Source organism: Geofilum rhodophaeum, from assembly GCF_002210225.1.
In the GTDB taxonomy this organism is placed as follows: Bacteria; Bacteroidota; Bacteroidia; order Bacteroidales; family Marinilabiliaceae; genus Geofilum; species Geofilum rhodophaeum.
In genome coordinates this window covers 75484-88369 of sequence record NZ_MWUJ01000003.1, presented here as the reverse complement: position 1 = coordinate 88369, position 12886 = coordinate 75484, and the positions used below count along the sequence as shown (strand labels likewise).

The 12886-nt window shown below is 49.5% G+C and carries 8 protein-coding genes; 4 read left to right on the top strand and 4 right to left on the bottom strand.

What is annotated here, in order from left to right:
- Nucleotides 1-4 precede the first annotated feature (4 nt).
- The 3 genes from B4W65_RS04275 to B4W65_RS04265 all read left to right on the top strand — a co-directional run bounded on the left by B4W65_RS04275 (nt 5) and on the right by B4W65_RS04265 (nt 3128).
- Nucleotides 5-622, top strand: a complete 618-nt coding sequence (locus B4W65_RS04275; RefSeq protein ID WP_088653882.1) for a lysophospholipid acyltransferase family protein — start codon at nt 5-7, stop codon at nt 620-622.
- Between the two features lies 1 nt (nt 623).
- A complete protein-coding gene (locus B4W65_RS04270; protein WP_088653881.1) occupies nt 624-1727 on the top strand; it encodes a glycosyltransferase in 1104 nt (367 codons plus the stop codon).
- Nucleotides 1728-1805: 78 nt separating this feature from the next.
- On the top strand, nt 1806-3128 hold the full coding sequence (locus tag B4W65_RS04265) for an ATP-binding protein (protein WP_088653880.1): 1323 nt from the start codon (nt 1806-1808) through the stop codon (nt 3126-3128).
- A gap of 51 nt (nt 3129-3179) precedes the next feature.
- Here B4W65_RS04265 and B4W65_RS04260 read toward each other — a convergent pair whose 3' ends face one another.
- The 4 genes from B4W65_RS04260 to galB form a co-directional block, all read right to left on the bottom strand.
- A complete protein-coding gene (locus tag B4W65_RS04260; protein WP_088653879.1) occupies nt 3180-6065 on the bottom strand; it encodes a M16 family metallopeptidase in 2886 nt (961 codons plus the stop codon).
- A 141-nt stretch (nt 6066-6206) separates the two neighbouring features.
- Complete coding sequence (locus B4W65_RS04255; protein ID WP_146697703.1) at nt 6207-6791, bottom strand: hypothetical protein; 585 nt, start codon at nt 6789-6791, stop codon at nt 6207-6209.
- Between the two features lie 115 nt (nt 6792-6906).
- Complete coding sequence (gene tssD / locus B4W65_RS04250; protein WP_088653877.1) at nt 6907-8940, bottom strand: type VI secretion system tube protein TssD; 2034 nt, start codon at nt 8938-8940, stop codon at nt 6907-6909.
- Nucleotides 8941-9234: 294 nt separating this feature from the next.
- A complete protein-coding gene (gene galB, locus B4W65_RS04245) occupies nt 9235-11949 on the bottom strand; it encodes a beta-galactosidase GalB (RefSeq protein WP_088653876.1) in 2715 nt (904 codons plus the stop codon).
- Between the two features lie 150 nt (nt 11950-12099).
- Here galB and B4W65_RS04240 point away from each other — a divergent pair, with 150 nt between their 5' ends.
- A complete protein-coding gene (locus B4W65_RS04240; protein WP_158522773.1) occupies nt 12100-12864 on the top strand; it encodes a tetratricopeptide repeat protein in 765 nt (254 codons plus the stop codon).
- Nucleotides 12865-12886: the final 22 nt, after the last annotated feature.

Genomic DNA, 12886 nt, shown 5'->3' with positions numbered 1-12886 from the left:
CCTCATGCTGCCGGCCCGTCATTTTGCCCCTGCCCACTGGTTTTTTAAGGCCTGGTTGCGTGTGTTGCTGCGCCGTCATTTTTCGGGCATTCGGGTTAAAGGAAGGTGGACCCGCTTTTCTGGTAGTGCGCTGGTGGTGGGGAATCATGTGAGTTGGTGGGATGGGTTTTGGGTCTATTACCTCAACCAAAAACTATTGGGGAAACGACTTTTTGTTATGATGCTGCATAGCCAGTTGCAACGCCACCCTTTTCTACAGCGCATTGGTGCTTTTTCCATTGCACCCGGCAGGCGCAGTGCCCTTAAGAGCCTTTCGTATGCCACCGGGCTTTTGAAAGGCGACAATAACCTGGTACTCATGTATCCCCAGGGCCATTTGTCTTCCCTCTATGCCTCGCCTCCGTCCTTTGCCCGGGGTATAGAACAGTTAGCACGTCGTTCCGGAGTCCATGACGTGTTGTTTTATACCGCCCTGGTCGATTACGGCGTTCACAAAAAGCCGGAGTTGACTTTTTACCTGGGACAGTACCGTTGGGACAGTCACCAATTGGGGGAACTCGAGACTGCCTTTCGTCTTTTTCACCAACAGGCCGTTCAGGAGCAGGCCGCAGAAACTCAGTGATATGTCGGGATTGTACTACATCGGTTGGGGACTGATCGTTCTACTGGCCCTGCGCTTTGGGGTGACTCTGGTGAACTTTCTTTCCCGGCCCTGGTTGCCGGCAGCTGTTGACGATGGGAGGGGCTGGCCGCTATTGTCGGTTTTGATTCCCGCCCGTAATGAGGAGGAGAATCTGCCGCAACTGCTCGAGGATCTGAAACGTTGCACCTATCCCCACCTCGAAGTCTGGGTGTGCGACGATCACTCGACCGATACGACGTCGCAAATTCTTGAAAGTTGTAAAGCCGAATGGTCGTCCCTGCACTGGTTCAAAAGCGCTCCCTTACCCTCCGGCTGGATGGGAAAGAACCATGCCTGTCACCAATTGGCCCAAAGGGCCGGGGGCGACTATCTCCTGTTTGTGGATGCCGACGTGCGGTTGCAGCCCCAATCACTGCAAGCCGCCGTAGGCTGCGCCCAAAATAGGCGCCTGCTCTTGCTCAGTATTTTTCCCCATCAAATGCTGCTCAGTCGCGGCGAAAAGCAGGTCGTCCCCCTGATGAACTGGATTTTGCTCAGTCTCCTGCCCCTTGTGGCAGTCCGCCTCCCCTGGTTTACCTCCCTCTCGGCAGCCAATGGTCAGTTCATGCTCTTTGCTGCCGAGGGCTATCACCAGCACCAGTGGCATCAGAAGGTACGCGGGCAAGCGGTGGAGGACATCGCTGTTGCGCGCGGAATGAAGCAGGCCCGACTGCCCATTGCCGTAGGCCTGGGACAAAGTGATATTTTGTGCCGCATGTACCGCAGTGCCGAAGAAGCCCGTGCCGGCTTTACCCGCAATACCCACCAGTTTTTTGGCGGCAGTCGCCTCTGGATGCTTTTGTTTGTTGCCCTCCAGTGGTTGCGTTTGCCCTTTCTGTTGCTCAGCGGACAGTACGGTGCAGCTTTGCTTGCCCTGTTTTTGGAGAGCGCCATTTTGCTTATGGTAGCGCAGCTCAGCAGTTTCTCCTTGCTGTCGTCTCTACTTGGGCACCCTGTTCGTCTGCTCAACCTGAGCCGCATTGCATGGTGCAATGTCCGCAGCGGTCGGCAAGTCCTTTGGAAGGGCCGAAGCTATTCTGTTTAAAGATTTTCTATATCGGATTTTTATTCCTTATCTTTGTTACAGCCGTAACTGTTACGGTGGTAACAAAGATGTTGTGTTATGAAGTTTTATAATAGGGAACAGGAATTGGCCGAATTGAATCGGATTAGGGAACTGTCCTTCAGCGATCATTCCCGATTGACCGTAGTCACAGGAAGAAGGCGGATAGGAAAAACAAGTTTAATTATGAAATCGGTCAGCACCACCCCGACGGTCTATTTTTTTGTGGGACGTAAATCAGAAGCAAGTTTGTGTGCAGAGTTTCTACCGACGGTTTCCAGAGTGCTCAATGTCTTTGTGCCTCCCGAAATTCAAACTTTTCGATCCTTGTTTCAATTTTTGATGGAGCTGGCTGTCCACAAACCCTTTAATCTGGTGGTTGATGAGTTTCAGGAGTTTTACAACATCAACCCCACGGTATACAGCGACATGCAAAACATCTGGGATACTTATCGGCAAAGATCCCGTATGAATTTGATTGTGTCGGGCTCAGTCTATTCCTTGATGCAGAAAATTTTTCAGCACAGTAAAGAGCCGCTTTTTGGTCGTGTCGACAATATCCTAAAGCTGGCTCCTTTTGATTTAGGGACCCTCAAAGCGATTATGCAGGATTACCAAACTGCTTACAATAATGACGATCTTTTGGCGCTTTATACCTTTACCGGTGGCGTTCCAAAATATATTGAGTTATTCTGTGACAATGTCCCGTTGACCAAAGAGGAAATGCTTGCGTTTATGATACGTGATAATTCGCCATTTACGGAGGAAGGAAAGAATTTATTGATAGAGGAGTTTGGGAAAAATTACGCCACCTATTTTTCCATCTTAGGCGCTATTTCTGGCGGAGTTAATACCCAGTCACAAATCGAAGCAGCCTTGGGGTCTCGAAGCATCGGCGGTCAGATTAAACGATTGATTGAAGATTATAACATTGTTGTTCGCCAGCGACCCTTGCTGGCAAAGGTAGGGAGCCAAACCGTCAGGTATGAAATTCAGGACAACTTTTTAAGATTCTGGTTTAATTATTTTGAGCGCCACCGATCTCTTATTGAAATAAAAAACTTTGTTGCTTTAAGAACCATGGTTTTAGAGGATTATCCGACCTATTCAGGGGTTATGCTTGAAAGGTACTTTAAGCAACAGTATGCGGAGAGCTTTAAGTATCGTGCTATTGGTTCGTGGTGGGAGCCGAAAGGTGCGCAAAATGAGATTGATTTGCTGGCGCTCAAAATAGAGAAAAACCAGGCTGTGGTTGCAGAGGTTAAAAGACAAAGGAAAAATATCAAACCAGATCTTGTTGCAGCAAAAGCAGAACACCTTAAAAACAAGCTTTTGCCTAAATACGACATTGAAATGCGTTTCTTGTCACTGGAAGATATGTAGGTTTCATTCTGTTACCGCCGTAACAGTTACGGCGGTAACAGAATGCTTGATTTATTCTCTGTAGATGTCCTTGAACTTGTGTTCCACTACCGGACCGTAAAGTTTCTCAATGGCGGCCAAATCGATTTTTTTGCGGTTGCCGGTAATGATAATTACCTGCGGTTGGCCCTTTATGTAGCGCTCGTGAAAATCACGCACCAAAGCAAAGTCCACCCGGTCGACCTGGTCTAAAAAAGTCTTTTTCGGGTCTTCCGAAAAGCCTGCCCATTCCCATTCCGGAATTTGCAGCGTCAGCGCCCTAAACTCCGGGCGTTCGCTGTTGAAGGACTGCTGAAGGTTTTGTTTGATGAAATCCATACGCTCCGGTTTTTCGGGCAGCTGATTCAACATGCCGGTAAAAGCTTCCAGTGCATCGGTGGTCTTGTCGGCCTGCGTCGTCATATAACCCATGTACCAGCCCGGGGCGCTACGGTCGGCATACAAAGAATAGTTCCCGCCTGTGGCGTAGGCCAGAGAGCGGAATTCTCTGATCTCCTGAAATACCAAGGAGCTCATTCCCTGACTGAAATAGCGACTGAAGATTTCTGCTCCCAGCTCGTCCTCCAAGCGGTTTTGTTGCGATGGTACCATAAGGTAAATCACACTTTGCACGGCTTTGGCATCGTGCAGAAAGTGGACCGTAGTGGACTCGGGTAGGGCAAAACGGCGCACCTTACGCAAATCTTCCGCTCCCGTTTGATTCAGTACCCCGAGTTGTTGGTCCAGCAAGTCAGCCACCTCCTCCAGTGGACGTTGGCCTGCGTAATGTAGGTTGGATGCCGCGGAAAGTACCGCTTTGATTCCCTCCTGCACCGTGCTGCTGTCAAAGGTCTTCATCTCCTTAATGCTGGGGTAATTCAGGTAAATCGACTGGTCTCCCATCCGCACAAATTCATTCAGAATATTCTGCTTCATGCGGGGTTCGCTACTGATCAGCTTTTTTTCGGATTTACGGCTGTTGATAACAGCCGTTCTTTCCTTTTCGCTGAGCGTCGGAAGGCTCATCTTTTGATTAAGGAGCGTCAGGAGCTCGGGCAGCGCCTCTTCCGGACCTTCCAGTGTTACGGTGAAGTCCTGGACGTCCAGATTGAAAGACAGTGATCCGCCCAACTTCTGAAGCGCCTTTTTCAGGGCCTGATTGTCCAGCGTATCGCAACCCCCATATTCCATCCAATCATCGAGCATCAGTAAATTCAGGTCGTGTCCCGTTCCCGTTTGGAAGCGCCAGCGCAAGGTGAACAAATTGTTTAAGGGGTTCTCCACCCAGTAAAGTGTTGCGCCCTCCCGCAGTTGTCGGCGTTCGTAGTCCCTGCCCTCCTCAATAAAATCAGGCGCTACGGCCAAGGTAGGCAGGGCCTCAATTTGTTGTGCATAGGCCGATTTGGCTTCGGTGTTGGCAGGCTGTAAAGGCTTGTAGGGTGGTTTTTCCAGTTTGTCCTTTTTGGGGAAGCCGGTGCGACTGTGAAATGCCAGATGGTTCTTGCCATAGTATTGGGTGGCTACCCGCATGATGTCTTCTTTGGTAACGGCATTAATTCGTTCCGGTTTTTGAAGGTAATCTGTCCAGTTCATGTTGTTGACAAATAAATCGCTCAGCACGTCCAGGCGGTCGGTCCCCGTTTCCAGGTTGCGGGCATGATTCAGCGTTAAAGTCAGCTGCGTCGATTTCAACAGCTCTTCATCAAAGTCGCCCGTTTGCAGGCGTTCAACTTGTTCCCAAACCAGCTCTTCGGCCTTGCTCATGCTTTGGCCAATCAACTTGGGAACAAAAAGGATGAGGTGGGCACCCAGGTCGGCGTTGCACATCAAGGTTTCTGAACCGGCCGCCAGCACTTTCTGGTCGTCGGTCAGCTGGTCCAGCAATCCCGTGCCTGCCTGATTGGCCAGGAGGTGGTCGCAGACTTCCAGTGCCGTCCTGTCCGGATGATCAATGGGTACCCCGTGAAAACCCAAAACGCCAATGCGGATGGGCGACAGCCGGTGCTTACTTTCCTTACGGCCCTCCAGAGGATGAAGGGTCAGCTCAAAAGGTGCCGGGTCGGGTCCGCTCCTGAGTTGCCCGAACTTCTCAGCCACAAGTTTTTTTGTGCTTTCCAGATCAAAATTACCGCTGAGTATCAGGGCCATGTTGTTGGCTACGTAGTAGGTCTCAAAGTAGTCCCGCATTTTCTGCAAGGAAGGATTTTTAAGGTGCTCGGTACTGCCTATAATGGTCTGGTCGCCATAGGGCGAACCACCCAGCAGTTCTTTCATAAAAGTCTCCAGAAATTGGTTGAGCATCCCGTCGGCATACATGTTTTTCTCTTCATATACCGTTTCCAATTCGCTTTGAAACAGACGAAACACCGGCTCCTGGAAGCGATGGCTGTAGACTTCGAGCCACTTCTCCATCTGATTGGCGGGGAATTCGTTGTGGTAAAAAATGCGGTCGTAGGAGGTATAGGCATTGATTTCGGTGCCGCCCATTGTTTCCAGAATCTTATTCAGTTCGTTGGGGATGGCGTACTCCGCAGCCCTGATTGAAAGCGCGTTGATGGCCAGCTGAATGGCTTTGCGCTCGTCCTCGTCTTCGGTTGCCGAAAGTTCCTCATACTTCAGGGCAATACTGTCGAGCAGCGGTTTTTCCTTTTCGTAATCGATGGTGCCAATTTGGGTGGTGCCCTTAAACATGATGTGCTCAAAGTAGTGGGCTATGCCGGTGGCATCCTTGGGGTCGCGCTTGCTGCCCCCTTTCACCATTACGCCCCCTTTTACTGAGTTCTGGGTGGCATCGGGGTTGAGATACACGTTAAAGCCGTTGTCGAGTTGGTAGTGGTGCAGCTCCAGGGGGTTGTCGGCAGCCGCCAGCAGTCCCGCACAGCAAAGCAGAACCGTCAGTCCGGTTTTTGGGTAGTTCATAAAGCACTGAGTTAAGATGAGTAACAGTTTTGACCGCTTTGTTCAATAATTGTGCCAGACGCCTGATGTGGGCTTTGTTATTGAGACAACCAGTGCTAAAGTCTGTGCCTTTCCCGACATGTCAATCAAAAATAAAACTTTTTATTCCTCAAAAACGATCTCTACTTGCACTTTGTTTGATTCAAGACCTTTTGTCGAGAAGTAAATTTCGTAAATCCCTTGGTCTAAGGATATGTCTACATATTTGAGCAGGTCAATATTTCTGTAAGTCCCACTAGCTCGTCCCTCATCGAGTTCATCTTCGGTGTATTTTTGTGCATCTTTGATTCTCTTTTGCAGTTCTTTTTTCCAATCATCCTCGACTGGGGACGGCACAATTGGATTCCCATCAAGTAAGGTTTCATCAAAAATCTGTCCTGTAATCCATTTGTTTGATTCTGTGTTTCTTATGTGAAGTACTTCATCAGAGAGCTGCGCATATTTATAGCCTCTTCTCGCTGTTATTACCATAGCCACACATACCGGAAAGATCGGTTTTATTCCAGTTTTTAAACATGTGTTGGGTATGATGATCTTTTCAGGGGCCTTAATTATTATCTCGTTCCATAAATCGTCTGTGGCATCGTTAGGATACATTGGGGAGCAAGGAGTCTGGGAGTTTGAAAGGTATCCAAGCTCGATTTGGTTAAAGGTTTCAGGGATAAATCGGATTTCTTGTTTTTTCATACTGCTGTTTTGTTGTAAGGTTTGACAAGCGACAGATGTTGAAAACATCCAGAGTAGGACAGGAGCAAAAGTCCGTAATTGTTGAACAATTGATTTGTAGGGCATGTTTTTAGGTTTAAGAAAGACCATTTTTTAAGTCCGATTTTCTCAGGGATTCTGAACAATGCTTGCAAAATCGGCTGCTTCCATTTACAGACCCATACATTACACACTTACTTTTAGTGAGGTCGGCTTTGGCGTCGTATCTTGCTTGGCCTGCAGATATTCCGAAATGACAATGAGGTCCCACATGGCCTTTGTTGTTGTCATAATACGTAGGGGTTTTATCGGGTTTTATCCCAACCCCATCGCTTACTAAACCGAGTTGATGACCAACTTCGTGAATGCAAACGCAATTTTGGTCGTAATCATTTATGTTTCTCCACCAGCAACGAGTACAAATTGCTACAGTTTTATTATTGCCAAAGGAGAGCCCTGCGCGCATTCGGTCAACAATGTTTACTTTTAGGTTAAGCTTCCCTGGTCTATCAGGAAGACTTGTCAAATCGATATCCACTGAGTCTGCATATCCTGGGATTCCTTTTGTTTCGCGTGGGGTGCATAGCGTTTTTGCAACCTCGATTTTTGGGGAGCCATCTTGTGGTGTGAAGAAGCAATTAATGTACCAATCTTCCTTGTCGAGGTTACGCCATAGAGCGTACTCTTTAGAAGTGTTAACGTCTTCAATAGGGATGGAAACTTTTCGATCCGATTTTCCTTTGGTTTTAATAGGTATAGAGATTGTGTTTTTTACCGCTAAATGGTCCGTGTAGGCAATAGTTACGCAATGTGGGTCGTAGTTGGCCGCATTTGTGGTCCCCAAAGCCTGTTGTATGTTATGCAAAAAGGATTTGCTGTCTGTTTGATCTCCTATATTGGAGATATGAGGCATTTCTACAGGGGTAAGTGGGGTTAAGGTGATTCCATGTTTCTCGTACTCCTTTTTGAAAGTAGAAAGGTTCTTGGTTGCCGATTTGAGGCCCTTCATCTTAACTTCAATGAAATGAATTAAGCGTTCAGTAATCACTTTCCCAGAACTCTTCTTTTCATTGCCTTCTTCGTCTGCTGCGATAAGCGAATAGACGTCTTTGCCTCCAGGACTTACAAAGAGTTGTGAGCCTTCAATTACGACTTCACCATTGTTTTTGGTGACGAAGTTAAGTGGCTTTTCAAGGTGTTTAAAATTGCCGTTTCTTGTGCGTTCTGAGTCAGAGTATGTGTTATTCCCCTTTTTAGATTTCAGCCAGATCTTGAATTTGTGAACCCCTGGTTTATCAAAAACGACTTTGCATCGGAGATTTTGCCCGAGTTGCACCAGATCTTTGATTTCATGACCGTCGATATAAATCTCTTTGGATTGCAGATTGACATACTGTTTTAAAAGGCCTGTCAGAACTTGATCATTAGTATCAATCAGCTCTACCGAAACCAGTTTTGCTGGTTCCGGTTCTTTCTCTACTATAGGGTTTGTGTTTGAGGAGTTTTCAGGTTTTAGATTAGAATGAATATCCGTTTTTTTCCAAATCTTTTTATGCTCTAACACTTTTCTGTTGCGGGTAATAGCTGGCGATAGGCGCAGATTTGCCAACATAGGGGTGTTTCCATGATGCATCACTTCTTGAAAACCTACACAGTAACAGTCCCAAAATTCTATTTTTAAGGCATGGTCGTCATCGCCTTTGTATATCTCAAAATGTCCATGCTTCATATTTCCTTGAAGAAGCCACTCCCAGAAGAACTCATCCTTTTCTGTGGAAGGAAAGCTGAGATTGAACAGTCCGCCGGTTAGTTGATGCCGAATAGTCCCACGGGATGAAGCCAATGGGTGCACCAAAGAGTCGTAAGTTTGGTGCTTAAATAGGTCAATGTTAGTCTTTTGGGGGAGGGTGTTGCTGGCAGCAAGGTTGCGGTTTAAGAAGGGTTCAGTTTCGGAGTCTATAACAAGGGCTTGCAGTGAAGATGGTGAACTCGAGGTTGTTTCTGAAAAAGTAAAATTGGAAAAGTGATCAACGGAAAAGGCAGTAATCTCTTCTATCGGATAAAAGTATTCGTAGTAAAAGTGTTTGAGCCACCGTTCTTCACCGGCCACAATCAATTTAACACGCATCATATCAGGTTATGGTTAATGGTTCTTACTTTCCCAAAGTTACGTGGATTACTGTATAGTTCAAAGATGTTTTTTAACCATAATGCAGATAAATGTGTGGTATTGTTGTGTGTAGTTGAATTATTATTTTAACTAGCAAACCCCCAAAGTCATGAAGTGCCTAATTACAATTATGTTGGCTGTGTTGACCCTGTTTTTTTGTTGTGCATAACTTCCAAAAGAGAACGTACTCTTCAGCGGCAAGAGTTATAGAAAAACTACTTGCCTATTTTGAACGCTTTAAAGATATTCTCAGTCCTACTCACTTTGAAGCCTTACTGTAGCACTTTCCAGGTCTTTGGCGCTTACAGTCAGCTGCAGAGTGCCGGGTTTTCCCTTTTGGGGACGAATAATAACCAGGCATTTTCCGTTGAAGGCTTTGCGCTGCAGCGAAGGGAAGGCGGTCATGTCGCTGGGGTCGCCGTTGTCGGTCGCCACAATTTCTCCGGGTCCCTCCAGCGAGAAAGTCAGCAGAGGATGGGCATTGGGGACGGTGTTGCCATCGGCATCGCAGACTTCAACGCTTACAAAGGCCAGATCGCTGGCCTCAGCTTGCAGGGTGCCGCGGTCGGCCCTGGCTTGCAGGGCAGTGGGGGCACCGGTGGTCACCACCCGTGTTTCGGCCCAGGGGGCGCCGTTTTTGTAGGCTACGGCTTTGAGTTCTCCGGGTGTATAGCGCACCTCATCCCAGCGCAGGCGGTACTCGTAGGGCTCTTTTTGTTGGCGTCCCAGCGATTGGCCATTTAGGAAGAGTTCCACTTCGTCGCCCGAGGTGAAAACATGCACAGGAGTCGGTTGTCCCTCTCGGCCCGGCCAGTTCCAGTGGGGCAGCAGGTGCACCATGGGCAGCTCGGGGCGCCAGCGAGATTGGTAAAGGTAATAGCGGTCTTTTTTGAAACCGGCCAGGTCGATGATGCCGAAATAGCTGCTGCGGGCCAGGTAGTAGGGTGTGGGTTCGCCCAGGTAATCCCAGCCGCTCCACACAAAGCCCCCACCCACATAAGGGTGCTGGTCCTTGGTGGCAAACACCTTATCGGCCGAAGAGCCAAAATCAACGGCATACAATTCGTAGGCACTCACGTGCATTGCTTTGCTGTCGCCGCCCTGTCCGTCGCTCACCGGCGAGCTGAAGCCCTCCGCTACGGGAAAGAGGTAGGTGCCGCGACTGCTGATTGCGGCTGCATTTTCGCTGCTGAGTATGAGTTTGTTGGGATACTTTTGATGAAAAGCGGGATACAGCGGATCGGTACGTATGCCGGTCAGGTGGGCATGGGCAGGCGTATTGCGGATGCCCTCGCCCTGATAGTTGAGGTTGATGACATCGGCCACCCCGGAAAAGGGCATGTGGGGTTTGGCGTAGTTCATCGATACGGAGGTAGGACGCGATGGATCTTCGTCGCGAACAATGTCGCGCAGACGCCGACTCAGTTCGGCGCCGGCTTCTTCGGTGTATTGTTCGCCCACCTCATTGCCGTAGCTCCAAAGAACAACGGAAGGATGGTTGCGATCGCGGCGCACAAAGGCCCGCAGATCCTGTTCGTGCCAATCGGGGAAGATCAAATGAAAATCCCAGGGTGTTTTTTTCCGTTCCCAGCTGTCGTAGATTTCATTCACCACCAAAAAGCCCATGCTGTCGGTCAGGGCCAGCAGTTCCGGAGCTGGGGGATTGTGGGCCATACGAATGGCGTTGCAGCCCATTTCGGCCAACAACTGAAGTTGACGTTCGGCTGCCCGTCGGTTGAAGGCGGCACCCAGGGCGCCCAGGTCGTGGTGCTGGTTCACCCCCTTAATAAAAATTCGCTCACCATTTACTTTCAGACCTTCCTCGCCATCAAAGTCAAGGGTTCTGATGCCGAAGTTGGTGGCGTAACGATCCAGCGTTTCTCCGTTTTGTTTGAGGGTGGTCAGTGCCCGATACCGATGGGGCGTTTGGGTGGGTGGCGGTCCCCACAGCAAGGGGGCTTCCACAAAGGCTTTTGCTTTAACGGTTGTTTCGCTGTGTGCCTGAATGAGCACGTCCATTTCGGGAGTAAAGGCCAGAGCCGGTCCCTCCGGCTGCCCGTCGCTCCCCAAATAAAAGATTTCGGTTTGCAGTTTTACCGGAGCAGCCCTGTCGAGGTGGTTGGCTATTCGTGTTTCTACCTCTACCGTTGCCTGTGCCTCTGTGATTTTTGGCGTGGTGATGTAAGTGCCCCATTGGGCTACGTGCACCGCTTCGGTTTTGTGGAGCCAAACATTGCGGTAAAGTCCCCCTCCCGGATACCAGCGCGAGCTGTGCGGCGGATTGTCGATGCGTATGGCCAGTTGGTTTTCGCCGCCAAAGTGGACATAGGGACTGAGGTCGAGCTGGAAGGAATTGTAACCGTAGGGCCAGCCGCCAACGAGCTGTCCGTTGAGCCAGACCATCGCGTAGGACATAGCGCCCTCTATTTCCAGAAATATTTGTCGCCCTGCATCGCTTTGGGGAAGGTCCAGTTTTTTGCGGTACCAGGCTACACCGTGACTGGGCAGGCGGCCCATGCCGCCGCCCACTTCTGCCTCCCAGCCTTCCATAAAGGGACCGGCAATGGCCCAGTCGTGGGGCAAATCAACGTGCTCCCAGGCGCTGTCGTCAAAGTCGCCCTGTACAAAAGGGAAGTCGCTGCCGGGCTGCCCCTCGGGGCGCTGGTGGTGTTGGGCAGGGTTTTTGATGAAGGCATTTCCTGAGGGCAGAATCCAGGGTTTGAGAACCGGAACATCGGCTTCTACCTGCAGGGCTTCGGTTGGTTGGGCATCTGCAGGTTTGTCGTCCCGTGTATCGCTCAGTGGAGGTCGAACATCGTAAATGAGGGCATCGGCCTGTTGGGTGCTGTCGTATTTGAAAAAGTACCAGTCGCTGTTCAGGAGAATTTTTTCCCTGACTGCGGGGCTTGGGGCAGACTTGCAGGAGGCAAGGAGGAGGGGGAGGAGAATGAGTAGAATGAGTTTTTGCATGATTGGGTCCACGAATTACACGAATTTACACGAATTTTATTCGAATAAAGATAGTGAATTGCCGGGAGTTGGAGGGGGGTATTTTTGGTAATTAGGGGTATATTTATGTTCTTTTGGCTTGTTTTGTGTTTGACCTTATGTTTGCGTATTATGCGTAGGAGAAGAGGATTTGTCGGATGGTTTTTAGGTGCCATGTTCCTGGTGGGGACAGTGGCTTTTGGTCAGGGCGCTGCGTCCTTGAACCGGCGTTTTACGGACTTTTATCTGGGGGGACAAATGGAGCTTTGGCAGGTCTTGGTCGACAGTCTGCGCAAGGTTCCCCTGGATGCCGAGGAAGAGCGGGTGTTGCTGTTTGCCGAATATGGTTTGCTGGGGGCGGACATCGGGGCGAAGCGCAGCGAGGCCGCCTGGAAAAATCTGCCCTTTTTTGAGCGCCTTATTCAAAAGCAGTTGGCGACTGCACCCGACAACGGGGAGTGGCATGCTTTTTCGGCTGCTCTTATTGCCTACCGCATAGCACTTGAGCCCTGGAAGGCGCCCTTTTTGAGTCGAAGTCACACCGCTGCCCTTGAAAAGGCTCTTGCTTTGCAGCCCCGTGCCGGCTTACCCCTGGTCGAACAGGCCAACTCATGGTATTTTCGACCCAGTCTGGTTGGGGGCGATAAGGCCAAAGCTCTGAAGGCTTACGAACAGGCTTTCAGTTATTACAAGCGTTTTGAGAGGGAGCATTGGATGTATTACAATGTGGGGGCCTGGTTGGGCCAGGCTTATCTGCAACAGGGTCAAAGGCAAAAAGCGGAGGCTTTGTATCTGCAGCTGCTGAAGGAGGCGCCCGACTTTACCTGGGTACGGGATGAACTTTTGCCGGAATTGCAACAAGGGAAAAATCCCAACTGGCACTTTGAGGTGGAGTAAAGCCCAGGCTTTCCTATCAAAC

What these genes read in the sequence shown, in the direction of transcription:
- B4W65_RS04240 (WP_158522773.1), top strand. Translation starts at nt 12,100, where the DNA reads ATGCGTAGGAGAAGAGGATTTGTCGGATGGTTTTTAGGTGCCATGTTC.
- B4W65_RS04275 (WP_088653882.1), top strand. Translation starts at nt 5, where the DNA reads ATGCTGCCGGCCCGTCATTTTGCCCCTGCCCACTGGTTTTTTAAGGCC.
- B4W65_RS04270 (WP_088653881.1), top strand. Translation starts at nt 624, where the DNA reads ATGTCGGGATTGTACTACATCGGTTGGGGACTGATCGTTCTACTGGCC.
- B4W65_RS04265 (WP_088653880.1), top strand. Translation starts at nt 1,806, where the DNA reads ATGAAGTTTTATAATAGGGAACAGGAATTGGCCGAATTGAATCGGATT.
- tssD (WP_088653877.1), bottom strand. Translation starts at nt 8,940, where the DNA reads ATGATGCGTGTTAAATTGATTGTGGCCGGTGAAGAACGGTGGCTCAAA.
- galB (WP_088653876.1), bottom strand. Translation starts at nt 11,949, where the DNA reads ATGCAAAAACTCATTCTACTCATTCTCCTCCCCCTCCTCCTTGCCTCC.
- B4W65_RS04260 (WP_088653879.1), bottom strand. Translation starts at nt 6,065, where the DNA reads ATGAACTACCCAAAAACCGGACTGACGGTTCTGCTTTGCTGTGCGGGA.
- B4W65_RS04255 (WP_146697703.1), bottom strand. Translation starts at nt 6,791, where the DNA reads ATGAAAAAACAAGAAATCCGATTTATCCCTGAAACCTTTAACCAAATC.